Below are 20,702 nucleotides of genomic sequence, written 5' to 3'. Positions count from 1 at the left end.
CCTAGGCTGGTGCGAAAGCGTAATGGAAGTAAGATAGATATGGCAAGTTCACAAGTGACGGACGAACAGTTCGACCGGGAAACCGGTGCCAGGTTGATTGATCTGAAGCAAATTTTCGCAACGATTCGCCGTCGTCAGTGGTGGATCATCGGGGCGATGCTAGTGGTTCTAGCGCTTACGGCTGTCGCTTATATCGCCGCACCCCGACGCTTCACGGCAAGCGCCGTTTTAGCACTTGACCGGCGTGTCGATGAACTCACGGCCGGGCAGGATACGCAAGCCTCGCTACCTACAGACTCCCCAACCGTCGACACGGCGGTGCAGGTTCTCACCTCGACGCGTCTCGCCGAAGAAGTTGTTGATCGGCTCGGAGTTTCAACAATCGCGCGGCCGGCCAGTGGTCAGCCGGTAACTTCCCTGGCCGCTCGCAGTTCGGCCATCAGCAAGGTGCTTGGCAACTTGCAGGTCAAGCGTACCGGTGTGTCGTACGCTATCACTGTCAGTTTCGACTCAACCGATCCGCAGCTTGCGGCCGGCATCCCCAATGCGGTGGTCGACCAGTATATTCTCGATCAGCGCGGGGATAAAGAAGGCGCGCGTGGTCGAGAAGGCAAGTTGCTTGCCGACCGGATTTCCCAGTTGCGCGGCCAAGTAATACAGGCGGAATCGGCGGTCGCGCGGTACCGTGCCGCGACCAATCTAATCGATGTGCAAAAGGACAGTACCGCAGTACAGCAGGAGATTTCAGTACTGAACACCCAGCTTGCCGGCGCACAGGCCGATCAGGCGGCCGCACAGGCACGTCTGTCCGCACTGCGGTCTTCGTCGACACAAAGCGAGGCCAGCAACCTGCTTCGCGAACTGCGGAGCCAGCAGGCGCAGTTAAGCGCACAACGTGCTGATCTAGCCGGGCGCTATGGCGCGCTTCACCCCGACCTCGCCAAGATTGAGCGGCAACTTGCAGATATCGATCGCAGCATAGCCGCTGAAACCAGCAGAGTACGATCAGGTGCACAAAGCGATGTTCAGGTCGCGAGCGGCAGGTCTGCAGCTATTCGTTCGTCATTGAGCCGCGCGGAAGGCGGTCTAACCGCCGGCAATGCGGCGTCTGTCCAGCTCGCAGAGCTCCAGCGCAACGCCGATTCGGTGCGCGGACTCTATCAGACACTGCTGGATCGTTACCGCCAATCAGTTGCCGGCCAAGGCACCGATCAGAGCGATGCTCATGTAATCTCACGCGCAACAGTTCCCAGTTCACCCACTTCGCCGACGCTTACGTTATTTGCTGGCGGCGGCCTGTTGGCTGCAATACTCGCCGCGGCACTGCTGGTGCTAGTACTCGAGTTTTTCGAAAGCGGCTTGAAGTCACGGCAGGATGTCGAGACACAGCTTGGCGTTCCAGTGGTCGGCAGCATCCCCGACCTCAAAACCGTTCCCGGGGTATCATTGCCAAGGAACGATCCAATGGGGCCGGCCAATCATCTTGTTGAGCACGGAGGATCCGTTTTCGGGGAGGCTTTCCGATCGATCCGTGGCGCCTTGCGTATCGGTCACGCCGACCAGATTGTCCGCTCGCTGGCGGTCACATCGGCCTTGCCCGGAGAAGGAAAAACTACAACAGCAATCTGTCTCGCACGGTCTGCCGCGCTGGCGGGGCAACGTGTGGTGCTAGTGGATTGCGATGTTCGCCGTCGTGCATCGAGTCGTACTATGGTCGGCCAGGTCATTGGTGGTTTGACGGAAGTACTTAAGGGCGAGATCTCAATAGATGCAGCGTTGATCCATGATGCTGCATCGGGAGCCTATATCTTGGGCCAGGGAACGTCCAATAGTGCCGATTTCGATCTGCTAGTCGCTCCGGCAATGCAAAAGCTCATTACCGATCTTAGCAGCCGTTTCGATTTGGTCGTGCTGGACACGGCACCGGTTCTGCCACTTGCAGAAGCTCGAGCGATCGCGGGCATGGCCGATGGCGTGTTGTTCGTTACTCGCTGGCGCCGTACGCCGGCGAGCGCCGCACAATTAGCGCTGGATATGCTAAGCCGCGCGGGAGCCAATGTTCAGGGTGCTGCACTGACATTGGTCAATGTAAAAGAGCAAGCTCGTTCTGGGTATGGTGACGAAATGATGTACTATAATAAGTTTAAGCAATACTACGCTTGATTTCAACATTTGATACATGCGCATTGCGGGCGTCGATAGATCCGGTGATTTAAAGCCATCGGATCTCGACATTGCAAAGGTCGGCGCGGGATCAGGCGGGTGCGCTAATCTGGTTCGTGCTTCAAAAGACCATTACAGGGCAAACGACAGACCAACGGTAGCTTGTATTTGACCTGTATTCTTAAATACTTGGCCATCCACTGCGACAGCATCGCGTCGGTTGTAGAAGTACCCAATAGCGCCATTCAAACGCAGTCGTCGATTGATGAAAAGTTGTGCTCTCGCCTCTGAACCCAAAGCTGAGCCGTCGCTGGCGCTGGCAATGAAATCCGTTTGTCGATACACGACTTCGCCAGATATGATCAGATTGCGGAGCAATTCGTGGTCGGCGCCGATGACGGCTTCGGTACTCAGCACCCCGGGAGAATCCGCTAGCGACACGTTTTGGAAATAGCGCCGTCCTGACAGATGAACGGTTGTCAGCTCTGTTGCGAGGTAATCGAGATCGACGTCAAAACTTGGTGCGCTGCGGCTAGCTATGTTAGGTTGCTTGAAGTCTGCGGAGATATAACCGACGGCGATGCGGCCGCGCAGCAGCGGCGTGATGTCGCTGGACAGGCCGGCTAACACCTCAATCGTACTTGAATCCCGGTCGATTGGAGGAGCCGAAAACCGATAGCGGCGTGTGTCCGCGATACCCCGAACGAACACGACCGGGCCAGCATCCAAAGCATAGCCAACCTGGAGAGAGCCGCGGTATAGGTCGTATGTGCGAAAACGCTGCGAAATCGGTGTGCCATCGACACGCTCGGCATCGTTAAAGTCGTAGCGGCCGACATAGCCTTGGCCGGAAACACGTAACCGTCCAATATCACGGCTAAGGCCTATTGCACCTGAAGTAAGATCATAGCGTACAGGCTGGCGGGTCGGGAGAACCTCCGTCAACGAGCTACGCTGCAGGAAGACCCTTTCGCGGTTCACCTCGACACTCGCCTTGGTCTGTGCACCAATATCGTAACGACCCTGCGCGCGGGCGCGATAGGTGATACCGCTTTCAGAAGTGTAGGTAGCATAGGCCCGCTGGTTAACGAAGCCGTCGAGAACAATCTGATGGCGCGACCAGTTGGAGCGCACTACTGCTGCCAGTCGAGCGTTGCCCGACACGTCAGCGACCTGATTCTGCCGACCATTAAAGACGTTTCCGTCATAGGTCAGACCCAGACTTCCTACGGGAAACAAGGTAAAGCCACCGACTGGTATACCTACAGCATCGAAATCGGGCCGTGCTCGAGTAGCTACTGTGGCACCGCGACGACCGGAGCCGATATTGACTACGGATCCGTCACTGCCGCTGCCCAATATGTCGCCACGGGGAAGCCGCAGTGACGGAATTCCTATCAGCGTGCTGGAGCCGCGATCCGTAACGACAGATGTGCCGGGATCGGGAAGCGTTAGCGTACCCGAGCTTGCATCTGTGGTCTGTCCCAAGGCGACGGACGGTAGCCCGATCAGGGCGACTGCCGCCGACACTGCGATCGGCTTACGCATTGTAATTCTTAGCCCTCTGATGTGCCTGTCGATCAAAAATAACGCTCGCCGATCCGAAGCACGTCGCCGGGAAGAATGCGTACATCCTTGGCTAGATCGATCTCATATTCTTGATCAGTACCAGCGCGGCGTAGAAAGGCTCGTTTCTTGTTTGCGCGATAGCTGAAACCGCCTGCGGTTGCGATAGCGCCAAGCACCGTGGTCGCTTCAGTCGATGGAAAACGACCGGGACGTTGGACTTCGCCAAGAATGAAATACGGGCGAAAGTCGTATACCTCGACCGCAATTTTCGGCGATTTCAGATAGCCCGCCGTATAGCGCTGGATAAGCGCACTCTCTAGTTCACGGGCGCTCAAACCAACCGCGCGCACATCACCTATCAGCGGCATAGTTACCGCGCCACTGCCGCCGATCTGATATTCGCCGCTTAGTGCGGGCTCACCGTATACGTTCACCCGTAGTTTATCGCCTAGTCCCAGACGGTAGACATCTGCGGGCTTCGCCGCCAAGTCGCTTGGCAACGCTGGCGGTCGGGATGCCGAACAGCCTGAGAGGATCAGTGCGAAACTGCCCGTCAGAACCGCTGCTGATCCAAGTCTACCCGTCATTGCCGTCTCCTACCCTGTGATGTGTCTATATCGACAGTATCACGTGCGCGCTAGCACAGGCTTCCTTGCTCGCAACACGCGTTGGCAAGTGGGGTTGGCGATGGTAAACGCGTCGGAATAGACAGGGAATAGGATCGGGGCATTAATGAAACGGGCATGGTTCGGGGCGCTTGCCGCCTCTGCGTGCATGATGGCGACCGCCGCACAGGCGGATAGCTTGGCACAGGCGATTGCGGATGCGTATCGCAACAACCCCCGGCTTGAAGCGCAGCGCGCCGAACTTCGGTCAATTGACGAGCAACTAATTCAAGCGGCATCGCCGTATCGTCTGAACGCGACGCTCGTCGGCAATTTTGCCTATGACGAACAGCGTCAGCGTAGCCTGTTTACCGAAGGGTTCGGTACCAACACCCGCAAGACAATGGGCTTTGCCGTCAGCGCCCAACAGATTCTCCCTTAACGGTGGGCGTACCGCAGCGCAGGTGTCGGCGGCTGAAGCAGACATTCTTTCCGGTCGTGAGCGACTGCGCGAAGTCGAGAACTTCATTCTGCTCGAAGTGGTGGATTCATACGTCTCGGTACGACGCGACGCTGCTATTGTCGGTATTCAAGAGCGGTCGGTTCAATCCTACGAACGTCAAGCTGCTCAGGCTCGGGCGCGTGAACGGGGCGGCGATCTTACACGTACCGATATCGCGCAAGCGGAAGCTCAGCTGTTGATCATCCGATCGTCGCTGGCACAGGCGCGCGCCAGCCTTGAACAGAGCCGCGCGCGGTTTACAACGGTCGTCGGACGGACGCCCGGTGTATTGGATGTTGAAGCCCCGCTCCCAGGTCTTCCCCCGACAATCGACGCAGCCTACCGAACAGCCGATGCCGAAAGCCCCTCCCTTTGGCAGACTATCCTCAACGAGCGCGCTGGACGGCAGCGTGTCGCTGCGGCGCGGGCGGAACGTGCGCCGACAATCTCATTGCAGGGCAGCTACGGCTATATTAGCCCAGTGACATACCAAACCCGTGACCTAGGGCGGGCCGTGTCCGGTGCGGTAAACTTTAGCATGCCGCTTCTGTCGTCAGGGGTGATCGGATCGCGGGTACGGGCAGCGACCGCACAGGCGCAGCAACTTGGCTTCCAAATCGAGGATACTCGGCGGCAGGTTAATCAGGCCGTACTGACTAGCTGGAATCAAACGATAACCGCGCAAGAACAGTTGGATGTAGGGCGCGCAGCTTCGATTGCGGCGCAAAGTGCGTTGGAAGGCGTGCGCCGCGGGTTTGCCGAGGGATTTCGGTCAAATTTTGAGGTGTTAGATTCTGAGCAGCGGCTTCTTAACGCTCAACTCATCGTCGCTAATGCCGAGTACAACCACTATGCCGGTCAGGCGAACCTTCTCGCCTATCTTGGCAGACTGCAGGCAGCTGCGCTCACCAACGTACCCGCAGCCTATGATCCTGCAAAAAATTTGGAGCGCCAGCGACGTAGTCAGATTGGGCCGTTCCAGCTAATCCTGCAACCGCTCGACAAGCTTCAGAAACCAAACGGCGACACCCGTGCAGCGCCGGGGCTTCCTGCCCCCCGGCACGCCGCAGTTTGTGCCGGCGACAGCCGCACCTCCGCAAGGGGCGCTGGCGACGTCCTATCCCGTCGATCCCAGCGGACGGGCACCGATCGCCGTTACGGAGCTGCCCGCCGTCCGTCGGTGATGTTAAGGTTTGATCGAAAGCGCGGTCGTCGCTCTGTCAACTATAGTTGCCAAAGCGACGACCGTTGCAGCACGCTCGCGTCCGCGTGACTATCGATACCCCTCAAGCCATGTCGGATCGCGTTTGATTTTGCGGATTCATGTCGCAACAGAATGTGACGGCTTCCAATGTGCAATGTTGTTCACCGCAACCTGTGCATTCCATACATTTACGAGTCTGAAGCGCTAATCGTACGCAATGACCGGACATAGAGCGGTTTCTCACCGGGCTGAATCATAATGGGATTCCCGTCGCTGCGGTTTTCTGATTCAGGATACATGCCGGTACAGGAGGCTGGCATGTATGGCGCGAGCATTGTCGGTAGATCTTCGGGATAGAGTTGTGGCGGCTATCGCGGGTGGTCTGTCGCGTCGGCAGGCTGCGGTACGGTTCGGTGTCAGCGCCGCGAGCGCCATCCGGTGGCAGCAGCTTGCAACCCAGCACGGGACGCCAGCGCCACAGCAACAGGGTGGCGATCGACGTTCGATGAGGATCGAGGCGCATGCTGGGTTGATCCTAGACGCTTACAAGGCGACCCCCGACATAACGCTTGCCGAGTTGCAGGCGCTCCTCGCTGATCACGGCACCGAGGTCGCGCTCGGCACGATATGGCGGTTCTTCGCGCGACGCGGGATAACGCGCAAAAAAAGACAGCGCACGCGACCGAGCAGGATCGTCCCGACATCCTGAAGCGGCGCGAGGAATGGTTCGACGGTCAGCTCGATCTCGATCCCGAGCAGCTCATCTTCATCGATGAGACGTGGGCATCAACGAACATGGCACGTCGCTACGGCAGAGCGCCACGCGGCGAACGACTGCGGGCCGGCGTGCCGCACGGGCACTGGAAAACCACCACCTTCGTCGCAGGTCTGAGCCGCACCGGCATGATCGCACCCTGGGTGCTCGACGGACCGATGAACGGTGATGCCTTCACCACCTACGTGACCCGCGTGCTGGTGCCCGAACTCTCGCCCGGTAACGTCGTCATCATGGACAACCTGTCGAGCCATAAGGCGCCGGCCGTGCGTGTCGCCATCGAAGCCGCAGGTGCCAGGCTCCTGTTCCTTCCGCCCTACAGCCCGGACTTCAACCCTATCGAGATGGCCTTCTCCAAGCTGAAGGCGCATCTGCGAAAAGCGGCCGAGCGGACCATTCACGGCCTGTGGGATGCCATCGGCCGTATCGTCGACCTCTACTCGCCCCAGGAATGCTCGAACTATTTCTCAGCCGCTGGTTACGATGCAGACTGATCAGAAACCGCTCTAGCGCCGATACGTGGCTGAGTTGAGATCGCGACAGCATGTTATCAGATTGAAAAATCTGCAAAGTTCCGGATATTTTCTCGACTCATCCCAGGAATCCAACGTTCCGCGTGGGAGGGCCTATTGTTTTTTCGAGACATGGTTAACGACGGCATCGGGCGCATCACTCGCGTCATCCTGTTTCCGGGATGTCAGAGACGCAATGCGGGCGGGTTGGACGTAATATTAATCATGGCGTGCGCTGATGTGTGCGTGGTTTGAACTCGTGTGCGACAGCTGTCGCGGGTCGATATCACGATCATCAATGCTGTGCATATAGGAGCGGGACTGGCATGGCACTTACAGATATCAAGTTCGGGAACGAGATTTTTCTCCAAGGTAAATATCTGACTCTCGGCATCAATGGCAGTGGATCGCTGGGAACCAAGAAGATTGCGCCGGAAGGTATTTTCACCGACATTGCAAACGGTTTCAACCGTGTCGGCATGTATGCGGATTTTGATGGCCTTGGTGTCGGCAAGCCGTCGACGGTAACCGAAGCAATGCTGGACGGCACGCCAACCGAAGGCTTCACGATCGGCTACAAGATCGGGGGCAGCACTTTTATCGCAGCAAACCAGGAGCGCACGTCGCGGGTCAATATCGCTGGCATCAGCAGTGATCGTTCGACCGCCGGTGTTGCCAAGGCCGGCTGGCTCGGCGCAACTACCGAAAAGCTGACGGTCGATCAGACCATATCGCTAACCGACGATGGCAAGTTTGTTCGGGTCGATGTCGTCCTTACTAACAACTCTTCATCGGCAATGGACGATTTGCGTTACATGCGCTCGATTGATCCCGATCAGGGCAGCAGTTTCTCCACCGAAAACAAGATTGTAAGCCAGTCGGGCAGCGCTGGCGCATTGGTTGCGGCGTATGCCGGCGGCGTTACGCCGGTATTTTACTACGCTCAGGATGCGCGAGCCGTCGTGTCCACCACAGAGGGGCTATCGCAGCGTCGATCCCTATACTGCGGCAGTGAGTACTGCTCCTCAGGCGACGGGCTATACGCTGAAAGGCGACAACGTCATCAACATCGCGTTCAATGTCGGTTCGCTAAATGCTGGGGACAAGACCACCCTGACCTATTACATGGGTGTTACCGACAATCTCGATACCACGATTGCCACAATAAAGGGGGAGCCAGCGAAGCCGATCAATGTGGCTCCGGTAGCGGCCGATGACGGTTTTGCGCTCATCGCCGGGGCGACGATCAGCGGCAACGTGCTTTCTAATGATCATGATGCGAATGGCGACAGGCTTTCGGCGACGCTCTCGGCCGGTCCTAAGAACGGCATTCTTTTCCTTAACAAGGACGGGACGTTCACATACGAGGCGAAGGCCGGTTTTGTCGGGATCGATACCTTCACTTATGCCGCGAGCGACGGCAAGGCGTCAGACACCGCGACGGTAACGATGAAGGTATCGGCTCCAACGCCGACGAATATCGCGCCAACGGCTGTTGACGATGCATACAATCTGGTTGCAGGCGACTCAGTCAAAGGCTTCGTGCTGGCCAACGACAAGGATGCGAACGGTGATGCACTGGTTGCTACGTTAAAGACCGGTCCCGCCAACGGCACCGTGTCCATCGCTAACGACGGTAGCTTCGTCTACACCGCCAAAGCCAGCTTTTCTGGGACCGACAGCTTCGTCTACACCGCCAGCGATGGCAAGCTAGCAAGTGCCGCGACCGTGACATTGACGGTCTCGGCACCCTCCAACCCAGGAACAGATCCCGTTCTTACCCGTGTAGGTACTATTGACGTTTCAGCCGTTGGCGACCAGCTAGTATCTGGACCGGCTTATCATAATAGCTTTTTAGTTGATTCGGCAGGTGAATCTGGCCACGACCGTATCACCGGCTTCGCTCACGACGATATACTAGTCACGAGCATAGCGTTGCTTGATGGTAATGGTGACGGAGTGATAGGATTAAAAAACGGGGTCGCAAAACTAGACATACTTGGCAGCGATAGTATTCAGATTGACGGTCTAACAGGTCTGCGTAGTTTGGGTGACAGTGCAACCGGTTTGCATATCTACGCCGATGCTGATGTACGTCCGGTCAATGCAGTCGAAGGCACACTCGGAAACGATATGTTGCGCGGCGATTCAGGTGATACGATAGGACAGGCGTTTTTCTACGATACGGCTCTGGACATCAATCTTGGTAGCGACAGGATTATAAACTTCGGATCTAAAGATGTTATAGTCACAACTTCTGCACTGCTAGACGGCAATCGTGATGGCGTAATTGCGTTTGGTGGCAGCGGCAAAGTCAGCTTGATGGGTGGTAGCGGTGCTTCAGGCGATAAGGCTGTCTCTGGTGAAGCTGGCAGTGTTGCGCTGTCGAACGTAGACGACGCACCGATCAACAAAATCGAGTTTGACGGATCGGTCGTCCATGAGGGAGCGACCTATTATGTCTACAGCTTGGTAGGTTCTACGGCTGGAGTTGATACTCTGCATTTTTAATGCAGAGTTTGACCGATTGCAGTAGTTAAATCTGGAAGGTCTTGGATAATTTGCTGAACAAGAGCAATCATGCTGGCGGACTGTAAATCATGCGGCTTGCGTAACTGGGACTAGGGTTTGGGCAGCTTAGTTCCAGGGCATGAGCTCGTCCATTGCGCAGCTGACCAATTAGTGGTGATCTTTATAGTTGAGGTGAATCCTAAATAACCTGACAGGCCCCGCTCTTAGATACGAGTGAGCCATATGAGTGACGGTACTACAAGTATTGCAACGATAGATAGAGTTATTACTGGTGTCCAGCGCCGGAGGCGGTGGACACCGAAGGAAAAGGTCCGGATCGTCGAGGAGACGTATCTGCCGGGTATGAGCATTTCGCTCATCACCCGCCGGCACGACATTGGTGGCAATCAGATCCTCACTTCGCGGCGGTTGATAGCACAGGATGCGTTGACCGCCGCGGCAGCTGGCGAGGAGGTGGTACCGGCGTCCGACTACCGTGCGCTCGAGGCGCAGGTGCGCGAATTACACCGGCTGCTCGGCAAGAAGGCTATGGAGAACGAGCTGCTCCGCGAGGTCGTGCCCCGGGCCGCAGGCCCAAAAAAACGTATGGCCCGTCCCGTCCGCAAGGTGATTCCGAATGGCATGAGGAGTCTGCATCAACGTATCCGGTCTCAAGGATTTTCGCCCGGGCCAAGATGGGTTCCGCGCGCTCCGATCCTCATAAACTGCGCGGTGCCGAGCACCACATTTTTGGCCAGGATTTCGAAACGCCGGTTCGACCGTTATGCTAACTTCTGCCACTGACGTGACCCCCGCCTTTCATCCAGCTGCAACCAGAGACCGACCGTTGTTTGAGAATCCTTCGGTTTCTCATCCAACCTGAAGGTGAGTTTCCGGCGTTCATTCGGCCGCCTTGGCGACTGTTGCAGCAGCATATCCGACCGGCGTCATCCAGCCAAGCGATGTGTGAGGACGGGTCTCTATAGTCCCGTCGTTAGGCCTCGATCTTGGCTCGAGCGGCGGTAATGGACAGGAACCAGTGTGCGTTCAGGCAATCGTCGCGGAGGAGACCGTTGAACGACTCTACGAACGCATTGTCGGTGGGCTTGCCCGGTCGGCTGAAGTCTAGTGTGACGCCGTTCTCGTACGCCCAGCTGTCGAGCGCTTTCGAGATGAACTCCGGACCATTGTCCACGCGAATGGTCTTGGGCGCGCCGCGGATCAACGAGATCCGTGCCCTCGCCTCGACCACCTGCGGATTCCGGGATCATCGCGCTCAGCATTCCGGGATAATCGCGATCAGCGTTCCGAGATGATGGCGATCAGCATTCCGACATCATCGCGATCAGTGTTCCGACATGATGGCGATCAGATGCGGGATGTTTTGGTGGTGTGATCCGGTCGTCGCAGGCTGCTTCTTTTCGAGGAGCAGCCAATGCCGACGGAGCGAATTGCAATGCGCAAGGTGCGCGAGATTTTGAGACTGACGTACGACGCCAAGCTGCCGTCTCGGGAGGTTGGGCGCCAGGTTGGCGTTGGCAGCACGGGCGTACGTGTGATGCTTCAGCGTTTCCGGGCATCGAAGCTGGAGTGGCCGTTGCCGGACGGGCTGACAGACACCGCGCTCGAAGCTGAGCTTTACGGTGTGGCGGCGACCAGAGGCGGGCAGCGCGATCGCCCCGAACCGGACTGGGCAGCCGTGAACCGCGAGCTGAAGCGCAAGCACGTCACCCTCCAGGTGCTGTGGGACGAATATATCGAGGTTCAGCCCGACGGTTACCGATATTCCCGGTTCTGCGAGCTTTACCGCGCCTGGGAGGGACGGCTTCCAGTGACGATGCGGCAGACGCATCTGGGCGGCGACCGGATGTTCGTCGACTATGCTGGCGACACGGTGTCGGTGGTGGTCGACCGGCTGACCGGCGAGATCCGCGAGGCTCATCTTTTCGTGGCCGTGATGGGCGCCTCGAGCCTGTCGTTTGCGTGGCCGACCTGGACCGAGACCCTGCCAGACTGGACGGACGCGCACGTTAGAGCCTTTGACTTCTTTGGTGGCGCAGCTCGCCTTCTCATTCCCGACAATGCCAAGGTCGCGGTCATCAAGGCGTGCCTTTACGACCCGCAGGTGAACCGCACCTATGCCGAGCTCGCCGCGCACTACGGTACGGCGGTGCTCGCGGCGCGACCGTATCGGCCGCGAGATAAGGCCAAGGTCGAAGCCTGTGTCGGCATCGTCGAGCGCTGGCTGTTTGGGCGTCTTCGTAACCGGGTCTGGTACGGCCTAGACGATCTACGCGCCGCCATAGCCGAGATGATGACCGCGTTGAACGCCCGCGTCATGCGCCGGTTCGGCCGGTCGCGGCATGAGCTGTTCGAGGAAATCGACCGCCCCTTGCTGAAGGCATTGCCGGCTGAGCCATACGTCCTGGCAGAGTGGCGCCGCTGCAAAGTTGGCATCGACTATCACGTCGAAGCGGCGAAGCATTTCTACTCGGTGCCTTACCGCCATGCCCGGGCGCAGGTCGAGGTGCGGCTGACCGCGCGCACCGTCGAGATCTTCCTCAGGGGCGAGCGGGTCGCCTCCCACATGCGCGGCTCCGGCAACGGCCATCACACCACCATCAACGACCATATGCCCTCGAGCCATCGCCGCTACGGCGACTGGACGGTCGAGCGCCTGCTCGATGAAGCCGGACGGCTTGGCCCGTCGGTCAGAATGCTGTGCGAGATGATCCTGAGCGACCGGCCACATCCCGAGCAGGGCTACCGCTCGTGTCTCGGTATAGTGCGGCTGGCGCGCGCGTATGGCGCCGTCCGTGTCGACGCGGCTTCGCTACGCGCCCTCGAGATCGGCGCGCGCAAATACGGCGCCGTCAAATCCATCCTTGAGAAGAAGCTCGACGCAGACCCGCTCCATCGTCCCCGCTCGGCCGGAGAGGTGAGCGTCGACCACCCCAATATCCGCGGACCCAAATACTACCACTGAGGAGATAGCTCATGCTGATACATCCCACCCTCGACCAGCTGCAGGCGCTCGGCCTGCAAGGCATGGCCAAAGCCTTCACCGAACTCGACAAGCATGGCGGCACCGCCACGCTCAGCCATGCCGAGTGGCTGGCCCTGCTGCTCGACCGGGAAACCACCTGGCGGCACGACAAGAGGCTCAGCGCCCGCCTTCGATACGCCAAATTGCGGCACCAGGCCGCACCTGAGGATGTCGACTACCGGAGCCCCCGCGGTCTCGAGCGCCGGCTGTTCGAAACGCTGTTGAGCGGCGAGTGGATCGACGCGCACGACAATCTGGCGATCTGCGGCCCGACCGGTATCGGCAAAAGCTGGCTCGCGTGCGCCATCGGCCACAAGGCCTGCCGCGACAACCGCTCGGTCCTCTACGTGCGCTTCACGCGTCTGCTCGACGAGCTTGCCCTGGCACGCGGCGACGGCCGCATCGCCAACAGGCTCAAGAGCCTCGCCAGCGTCGAACTACTCATCCTGGACGACTGGGGTCTTCAGCCCCTGGATGCACAGGCCAGGCATGACCTGCTCAAGATCCTGGAAGATCGGTACGGCCGCAAGTCGACCATCGTGACCAGCCAGCTTCCGACCGCGTCGTGGCACCATGCCATCGGTGATTCCACCTCTGCTGACGCCATCCTGGACCGCCTGCTTCACAACGCTCACCGCGTCGAACTCGAAGGTGACAGCCTGCGGCGCACCAAAGCATCCATCAGCGATTGACCCTACCTTACGCAACTGACACCAAATCCATGTCGACCGGGTGACCGCCACTGATCGCGATCATCTCGGAACGCTGCGCGCCATCATGTCGGAATGGCTGCGCGCGATCATCGGAATCCGCATTCCACCTGCTCGCCTTTGATCCCTTGGTCGACGTCAATCGCCAGAGCTTCGCGGGTGAATGCGTCAACCACGGTTAGCGTTCGTAACCGCCGGCCATCGAACAGGGCATCCGAGACGAAATCCATCGACCACATCTCGTTCGCCGCCAGTGCCGCGGGTTGGCGTTCACGGTTGGCAGCGCTAACGTTGCGTCTTGGTTTCTTGAGCCGAAGGCCCAGTCTATCATTCCGATATAGCCGATAGACGCGTTTGTGGTTCACGACCCATCCTTCCCTGCGCAGCAGGATGTAGATCCGGAAATAGCCATAGCGCGTCCGCGTTGCCGCCAGATCACGGATGCGCATCACCAGCGGTGCCTGATCCGGCTTGTGGGAGATGTAGCGCAACGACGACCGCTCGACGCCCAGCGCCGAGCAACCTCGCTGTTCGCTTAGGCGTCAAAGATTTTTGACAGGACATCCTGCAAAATGTGCTTGTCCAGACTCAGGTCGGCAACCAGCTGTTTCAGCTGCCGGTTCTCATCCTCGAGCTGCTTCAAGCGCCTCAGTTCGCCGACACCGAGACCGCCGTACAGCCGTACACCTTCTCCAGCGGTAAAACGTCTGCTCCGAAATCCCCATTCGCCGGATGACCTCGGCCACCGGTGTGCCAGTTTCCGCCTGCTTCAGCGCGAAGGCAATCTGCTCGTCCTTGTACCTAGATTTCTTTATTTCCAGCTCCTTGCCCAAAGGCTTCTCAAAGCCGAAAACTCTCATACAAAAATGGACCTAAAAGCAGGCGGGGCGTCAGCAGTAGCCCTGTGGCTTGCAACCAGATATGCACTTTCATGTACAAAGTCCGTGGTGGACCGATGCATAGGGCATATCCGTAAGTATGAGTAGACTGGTTTCAGTGGTCACAGTGTTCCACAATCGAGCCCGACATGTCGCAGCATCCGTCGGAAGCCTGCTAGCGCAGACGCACGATTCACTAGAAATTATCGTTGTCGATGACGGCTCTAGCGACGGCACCGCTACAGAACTGCGTAAGTTGCAAGACCACCGACTCGATGTGAGGGTTCAGGAGAACACAGGCTTTACCATTGCGATCGACCGCGCAGTGAGGTCTGCAAAAGGTGATGTGATTGCAATCCACGGATCCGGCGATATTTCCGCGCCAACTCGAATTAAAAGGCAGCTAGCTGCACTGGAAGCGCACCCTAAGGTTGTTGTAGCAGGTTGCATGGTTACCAATGAGGCAAGTGAATTGCGCCTACCAACGAGTAACCGTGTACTGGGTACTGCGATGGACTTTACGGAACTTCTTCAGACTTATCCGATGACACATGGGGAAGCCATGTTCCACAAGCCACTGTTTGAACGTGTTGGCGGTTACCGCCCATTCTTTCAACTTGGGCAAGATTACGATCTATGGTTACGCATGGCGGAGCACGGGTCTTTTCTGACGGTACCAGAACCCCTGTATCGACGACGGCAGTTCGAAAATTCGATCAATACAAATGCCTTAAAATTAATGGCACAGGCTCATTACGGCGATTTTGCCAAACAGTGTGCTGTGATACGCGAACGCCATGGTTATGATCCGCTTGAACGGTTCGGCAATGCCGGTGCACTAATGGCTAGACCCTCGTCTGAACTTAGCAGCAAGCTCGGTAGTATGGGTCTCAAAGAGCTTCTACGTGATAATGATGAAGTAAGTAGAATCTTGATTGCCGCAAGCTTGAACAAAGGAAAAAACATTCGCTCTCTTGGAGCTGCGGCGCTCGCGAATTTGAAGAATTGTGCGCCCGCGGCCTTTGGGCGAGTAGCAGGGCTATGGACACGCGGCAGGGATTAACAGTGTACAAAGCTAACTAGCTTTGATTGGAGTGCTTACTTTATATCAGCGCGTCATCCTTCGTAGGCGCCAAGCAATACCGTCATAGGCCCGCGCACTTTTTGGGAAACGCGTCCTAATTTTGCGTGTTAGATACGCGAACTTCGTCCTGTCAGGTTGACGGAAATCGGCAAAACCGCTTCGTGCCAAATATCGAAGATATTCATCCTCAAACCGTACGTGATCACGAAATCTCCATGGTTTGCGATTGCCGGTGAAGTGCGCGATCGCGGGATCAGCCAAACTGGCAAATGGATCGGCTGTTCCGATCACAGCGCCTGCCACGTCCGACGTACGCGTACGCACCTGGGTATTCCAGCGCAAGTCTAGGTAATGCACATCGTTAATGAACACGGCGTTGAGCACGTCTTGATCATGATAGCGCAACCGGCCGAAATTAGCCTCGATATACGCAACAAACTTTGGAAGTACGTCGCGCGCGCGCCACGCCGCTAGATCGATGACTAGCACGCCTGAGTTGAAGTAGGGATGGTTTGCTGGCATCCCAAGGCGTTCCGCACTTCCCTCTCCATGGGTATCGTACACCGCTGCAATCGGGTGCCCTGCCATATCGCATTCCCATAAGGGGCGCAGTGAATGGCGAGCCACCAGGTCGGCATCGAGATAGATGATACGTTCCACCTCCGGCCCTAAAAGCACCGGTAAAAACAGTCGATAATAGGCAGCGAGCGTTATGTGGTCATCCACGCGAAAATGAGAGAAGGTTGAGCTTTCCAGCGTATGGACGCTGAGTGTGCCGTTCGTAAAGCTGGCGATGGTGGTGCGGAGCCGCTCCAGTGTATCGAGCGGCAAGGCGTCCTGAATCAGGTGGAAGTGAAATGCTAAATCTGGACTGTTAGCTAGCACAGACGCCATCGCCCCTGCGCAATGCTGAGCATAATTCTCATCGGTCGAGAAGGCGCAATGCACGATATCGCGCTGTTGCTGGCCCATGTACTTCCTCCGGACGCGCCGGTGCGTCAGCGCCTTCCTAGAGCGACCATTCGCACCCGCCAAGAGCTTGTCTCAAATAGCTGTTCCTCGCGTCGAAGTGGATCGTAATGATCAAACCTCATGTGGCTCGAACCGACCTCCCTGGGTCGCTTCGGTTTGAGGGCGGTGCCTGCTCTATGAGGGCACGTGATAGGCTTTGGCCGATCCTTGTACCTATCTTGAGAATAAGGGGGCGATCGCTGACGACCCCCAAATCGGACTTCTGGCTAAGTTGACAGGGTCGATAAAGGTTCCAATGCGTACGAAGCCCTCAGCCGCATTTTAAACTGTTGTCACCGCTAGGCTAAACCTTTTGCTTTTGCTCAGCTATGGCAGCGCTCTGGCGCTGTGCACGGCGATCGTATGGCGTTCCAGCGTGTTGATTGGAGAAAATGGTGGATAAGGAAGAAGCAAAAAAGGCGGCACAAGAAGGCGCCATTAATGCTCCTGCTGCGGCGCTTCTTTGTCGTCGGGGTGGGACTGCTATCGACGGTTACCATAGCGCGGCTGGTCGGTCCCAAGGCGTACGGGTTGGCGAGCATGGCCGGCATGGTTCTGCTTCTGGCACAAATGTTTCGCGATTTCGGCGTCACGTCAGCATTACTTCGCAAACGCATCGTGTCAGCCGAAGAACGCAGTTTCCTCTTCTGGTTCAATACTGCCACTACGACGGTGCTTGCCCTGGGTCTTGCCATTGCCGCGCCCTTCATCGCGGATTTCTACAAGGAGCCGGTGGTCGCATTGACCGTGCTGGTCTCCGCCTTAGGGTTCTGGTGCGGTGGCGTGTCACTGCAACATCGCTCAATCCTGCTGCGCGATATGCGGTTCGCAGAAATCGCTTGGATTGATACGGTCGCTGTTGCCGTCAATTTCGCCGTTTCTTTAGCAGTTGCTCTAGTTAGGCATGACGTATGGGCTATTGTCTTTGGTAATCTTGCGCAGCAAGTGACAGGCGGATCACTCTACGTTCTAAAATCCCGGTTTGTACCCGGACGTCCGCGCCTGATCGAAGGCTTTGGCGAGATCCTAAAATTTGGCGCGAACATGTCAGTGTTCACAATATCTACGTTCTTGTCGGACAACCTTGGGGCGATTCTGATCGGCCAATCCATGGGCGCAGCACCTTTAGGGCAGTACAACCGCGCGCAGAACTTATTCTCGCTGCCGAACCAAAATCTGGTACAACCTATCGCCCAGGCGACCATGCCTCTCCTCACCCATCTGCGCGCGGACCCCGCGGCTTATCGAGAAGCCTACCTGAATCTCGTTCGCACGCTTAGTACGTTACTGGTTCCGTCTGCCGTCCTTCTCGCCTTTGCCGGACGGCCGCTAACAATTGTTCTGCTGGGGCCGAGATGGGACGAGGCGGGCGTAATGCTTTCCATTCTGGCACCGGCCCTAGCTCTTATGGGTCTCCTTTATAGCCTCAACGATCTGTTCATGACGCAGGACAGGTCCGATGAGCTGCGGACGATCGGGCTGGCGGAAATGGTGTTTCGCGTTGCCTCGGTTTGCATCGGTGTCATGTTTGGTCTTGTCGGCATTGCTCTGGCCTATTCAATTTCAAGTGCCATAGTCTGCGTGATCCGCGTGAACATCGCCGGACGCAAAGGACCTGTGACCGCCAAAGACCAGATGATGCAATTGCTTCCGGCGCTTCCGATCGGGTTGGTCTGCACTGTGTCGTGTTTGCTTACGAAAATATGGCTTTGGCAATCTTCACGACCGGCGGTCATTGAACTAGCCTGTCTGATCGGCGCTGCCTTTCTTGGCGGACTGATGGCTATGATATTCAATCCTTCTCGTCGGGCGATAATTGAACTTTTTCAGACGTTTGGAATGCCAACTGGCATTCTCGAAAAAATCAATGGCCGATCGAAGTCCGTGTCCTCACAAGCGAAGAAGATCTGATGCGCGTCATTCTCAAACTGGCCGCAGTCTCCTGCGTCATCGCGCTGCTCGCCGCGTCCGTATGGGCGCAGCAGTACCGCGTCACAGTCGGTCCGTTGGTCGACAATGGTAAAATCTATGGCGTATGGAAGCGAGCGCCCCACTCCAAGGGCACTCACACTCTCGACAACGTGCTGATTAAAGATGTGAGCATAACCTGTCGGGACGATTGTCTTGAAATCGAGGACGGTTCGGGACCAGTCACAGTACAGGGTGGAACTTGGCGGCACGTCGGGCCCCCCCGAGAAAATCAGCGCAGCGTTCACCAACCAAAACGGAAACCTGATTTTGGACGGGGTTACGGTGGTTGGCAGCTACGATCCGATGGTGAAGCCAAATATTAGGTTTCCGAACACCGACGGAGTAATGGCAGCGCAGCGAACGTTCCTTACCGTTAAGGGCGGTTCGTTTTCAAATTTTTGGGATGCCTCGATTGACACCAAGGCGACGACAAAGCTTACTGGCACAGTTACGCTGGCGAGCAGCGGTGTGAGCTTGAAGGTCTGGGGCCATACGACGGCAGAAAATATTGTCAGCCGCAACCCGCGGCGGGGGCATATATCCTGCCTGCGCTCACCCGCAGTCGCCTGCGATCTGCATATCAAAAAAACTGGTCGCTTATGACAGCAATCCGAACGGGCTATTGGTGGGCTTTCAAGGCAGTAACACCACCGTCCGCATCGATGCCTGCGAGTTGCACGTCCGGCCAACGATGCGCATGCAATGGACTAAGCCTGGCGTCACAGGAACGAAGCTAATCCTTGGACCGACTTGTGAGAACAATGGCAAGGTCGTGGTTTACCCCGCTGTTGCTACATCGATCGTCCGCTGATGCCCGACGTTCGTCCTCGAGTTCAAATAGAACCGAAAAGTTCGGCGCTCTTGCTACTTGCTCAAGTCTACGCATGTCGAATGCACGGTTTGCAACGTGTTTCATCTCACGGTTTGATGGTGCAATTCTTTTTGCTGCATGGAAAGGGAAAGCGGTATGGGACAGGCACGCCACGGGAGCGCTACAGAGGTAGCCCCGGTTGTCAAAACTGTCTCGCAGTCTGGATAAGTGGATCGCCGCGGGTTGATCATGCCGCGGCGAGAAGCGGCTGGCCGAAGTATACCTAGTCCGGTGTTCTGGCACCAAGGGCTAAATGTGGCCGGACGCTGTTATAAAATGCAAGATCGGCCGATGCCAGCGCGGGCTTCGGGAACCGAGGTGTAGGCGTTGAGGTACGCCTTGTCGTATTTCACAGAGCGCCAGAAGCACTCAACGGGCACGTTGTCGCGCCAGCAACTCTTTCCATCCGTGCTTATGGCGATCTCTTCGTGGCGCAGGACCCGTGAAGGCCGCACTGGTGATTTGCGAGCCCAATCCGAATTGAAAATGGAAGGCCTGCCATAGCGCGCTAGCGCTTCCTCCAACGCTTCGATACAGAACGCGACAGCCATTGAGATCGACCCCCGCCAAGCCAGCACCCGGCGGGTGAGCCAGTCAACGATACCGACCAGATAGACGAAGCCGCGCACCATGGACACGTATGAATGTCGGTCGCCCAGACCTAGTTCGGCCGGGTCACCGCTAGCTTGCGGATAGATATTGTGCCCCTCGCCGGTTTCGACGTGCTCGGACGACGATAGATCCCCTCAAGCCCCATCCGCTTCATTAGCGTCGTGATATGCCTTCGCCCAATGCCCTCGCCCTCCTGGTGGATCAGATCGCGCAGCATCCGGCTGGCTGCGAACGGATAGAGCAGATGAAGTTCATCGATGCGTTGCATGATCGCTAAATCGGTCGGAGATACAGGCCGCGGGAGATAGTAGATGCTGCCGCGGCTGATATCGAGCTGCTGCGCCTGACGGGCAAGCGACAGCGCATGGTCACGGTCGATCATCGCTTTGCGCTCGGCAACAAACCGGCTTTCCCGAGCGCACCGGCCAAAAAACGTTCGCCAGCGGCAGCTCGCCGATCTTTGCGTGCATCACAGTTATATCGACCGCGGGTTCACTCGCTGCCGGCCCCGCGCCGAACACGTCTGCCGCCCCCTCCAGCAGCTGCGCCCGCCACTGGTTGATGAGGTTGGGATGCACGTCATACTGGTGCGCCAACTCAGCCAGCGTTTTCTCGCCTCCCACGGCAGCCAGCGCCACCTTGGCCTCGAATGCCGGGCTATGATTCCGGCGGGGTCGC

The 20,702-nt window shown here is 57.5% G+C and carries 15 protein-coding genes and 3 pseudogenes; 12 read left to right on the top strand and 6 right to left on the bottom strand.

The window, feature by feature from the left end; translation table 11 throughout:
• Positions 1–54 precede the first annotated feature (54 nt).
• Positions 55–2,163: a GumC family protein gene (locus tag NHF48_RS23175; protein WP_253072604.1), complete on the top strand. Its 2,109-nt coding sequence runs from the start codon at positions 55–57 to the stop codon at positions 2,161–2,163.
• A 132-nt stretch (positions 2,164–2,295) separates the two neighbouring features.
• On the opposite strand, the gene NHF48_RS23170 is transcribed toward NHF48_RS23175, so the two are convergent.
• Positions 2,296–3,711 carry an outer membrane beta-barrel protein gene (locus NHF48_RS23170; RefSeq protein WP_253072603.1) on the bottom strand — a complete coding sequence of 472 codons (1,416 nt, stop codon included), beginning with the start codon at positions 3,709–3,711 and terminating at the stop codon, positions 2,296–2,298.
• A 32-nt stretch (positions 3,712–3,743) separates the two neighbouring features.
• Positions 3,744–4,220 (bottom strand): polysaccharide biosynthesis/export family protein, encoded by a 477-nt coding sequence (locus NHF48_RS23165; protein ID WP_263817108.1) that lies wholly within the window; start codon positions 4,218–4,220, stop codon positions 3,744–3,746.
• A gap of 289 nt (positions 4,221–4,509) precedes the next feature.
• On the opposite strand from NHF48_RS23165, the gene NHF48_RS23160 reads away from it, so the two are divergent.
• The 6 genes from NHF48_RS23160 to NHF48_RS23135 all read left to right on the top strand — a co-directional run bounded on the left by NHF48_RS23160 (position 4,510) and on the right by NHF48_RS23135 (position 10,645).
• Positions 4,510–4,779, top strand: a complete 270-nt coding sequence (locus tag NHF48_RS23160; protein ID WP_263817107.1) for a TolC family protein — start codon at positions 4,510–4,512, stop codon at positions 4,777–4,779.
• Entirely contained in the window at positions 4,679–6,112 is a 1,434-nt protein-coding gene (locus NHF48_RS23155; RefSeq protein ID WP_263817106.1) for a TolC family protein, read from the top strand. The genes NHF48_RS23160 and NHF48_RS23155 overlap by 101 nt, the downstream gene beginning before the upstream one ends.
• Positions 6,113–6,365: 253 nt before the next feature.
• A protein-coding gene (locus NHF48_RS23150; RefSeq protein ID WP_253072599.1) for an IS630 family transposase occupies positions 6,366–7,312 on the top strand; the annotation gives its coding sequence in 2 pieces (ribosomal slippage) (positions 6,366–6,702 and positions 6,702–7,312; 948 coding nt in all).
• A 344-nt stretch (positions 7,313–7,656) separates the two neighbouring features.
• Entirely contained in the window at positions 7,657–8,547 is an 891-nt protein-coding gene (locus NHF48_RS23145; RefSeq protein WP_253072598.1) for a hypothetical protein, read from the top strand.
• Positions 8,456–9,841 carry an Ig-like domain-containing protein gene (locus NHF48_RS23140; RefSeq protein ID WP_253072713.1) on the top strand — a complete coding sequence of 462 codons (1,386 nt, stop codon included), beginning with the start codon at positions 8,456–8,458 and terminating at the stop codon, positions 9,839–9,841. Before NHF48_RS23145 ends, NHF48_RS23140 begins: the two co-directional genes overlap by 92 nt.
• Positions 9,842–10,084: 243 nt before the next feature.
• On the top strand, positions 10,085–10,645 hold the full coding sequence (locus NHF48_RS23135; protein WP_253072597.1) for a transposase: 561 nt from the start codon (positions 10,085–10,087) through the stop codon (positions 10,643–10,645).
• Between the two features lie 96 nt (positions 10,646–10,741).
• On the opposite strand, the pseudogene NHF48_RS23130 reads toward NHF48_RS23135, so the two are convergent.
• Positions 10,742–11,042: pseudogene (locus tag NHF48_RS23130) on the bottom strand (integrase core domain-containing protein); the annotation flags it as partial.
• A 255-nt stretch (positions 11,043–11,297) separates the two neighbouring features.
• Between NHF48_RS23130 and istA the strand changes: the two are divergent.
• Entirely contained in the window at positions 11,298–12,827 is a 1,530-nt protein-coding gene (istA, locus tag NHF48_RS23125; RefSeq protein WP_253072712.1) for an IS21 family transposase, read from the top strand.
• An 11-nt stretch (positions 12,828–12,838) separates the two neighbouring features.
• Positions 12,839–13,579, top strand: coding sequence for an IS21-like element helper ATPase IstB (gene istB, locus NHF48_RS23120; RefSeq protein WP_253072596.1), 741 nt, complete (start codon positions 12,839–12,841; stop codon positions 13,577–13,579).
• A gap of 125 nt (positions 13,580–13,704) precedes the next feature.
• On the opposite strand, the pseudogene NHF48_RS23115 reads toward istB, so the two are convergent.
• Positions 13,705–14,412: pseudogene (locus tag NHF48_RS23115) on the bottom strand (transposase); the annotation flags it as partial.
• 181 nt (positions 14,413–14,593) lie between these two features.
• Between NHF48_RS23115 and NHF48_RS23110 the strand changes: the two are divergent.
• Positions 14,594–15,538 carry a glycosyltransferase family 2 protein gene (locus NHF48_RS23110; protein ID WP_253072595.1) on the top strand — a complete coding sequence of 315 codons (945 nt, stop codon included), beginning with the start codon at positions 14,594–14,596 and terminating at the stop codon, positions 15,536–15,538.
• A gap of 45 nt (positions 15,539–15,583) precedes the next feature.
• Here NHF48_RS23110 and NHF48_RS23105 read toward each other — a convergent pair whose 3' ends face one another.
• Complete coding sequence (locus tag NHF48_RS23105) at positions 15,584–16,531, bottom strand: glycosyltransferase family 8 protein (RefSeq protein ID WP_253072594.1); 948 nt, start codon at positions 16,529–16,531, stop codon at positions 15,584–15,586.
• Between the two features lie 402 nt (positions 16,532–16,933).
• Here NHF48_RS23105 and NHF48_RS23100 point away from each other — a divergent pair, with 402 nt between their 5' ends.
• Together NHF48_RS23100 and NHF48_RS23095 are read left to right on the top strand one after the other, a co-directional pair.
• A complete protein-coding gene (locus tag NHF48_RS23100; protein ID WP_253072593.1) occupies positions 16,934–18,481 on the top strand; it encodes a lipopolysaccharide biosynthesis protein in 1,548 nt (515 codons plus the stop codon).
• Positions 18,482–18,733: 252 nt separating this feature from the next.
• Positions 18,734–19,144, top strand: a complete 411-nt coding sequence (locus NHF48_RS23095) for a hypothetical protein (protein ID WP_253072592.1) — start codon at positions 18,734–18,736, stop codon at positions 19,142–19,144.
• 491 nt (positions 19,145–19,635) lie between these two features.
• Here NHF48_RS23095 and NHF48_RS23090 read toward each other — a convergent pair.
• Positions 19,636–20,662, bottom strand: a pseudogene (locus tag NHF48_RS23090) (IS3 family transposase).
• Positions 20,663–20,702: the final 40 nt, after the last annotated feature.

Origin of the sequence: Sphingomonas sp. H160509 (assembly GCF_024124765.2) — a bacterium.
Classification (GTDB): domain Bacteria; phylum Pseudomonadota; class Alphaproteobacteria; order Sphingomonadales; family Sphingomonadaceae; genus Sphingomonas.
This window is presented reverse-complemented; position numbering and strand designations above follow the sequence as displayed.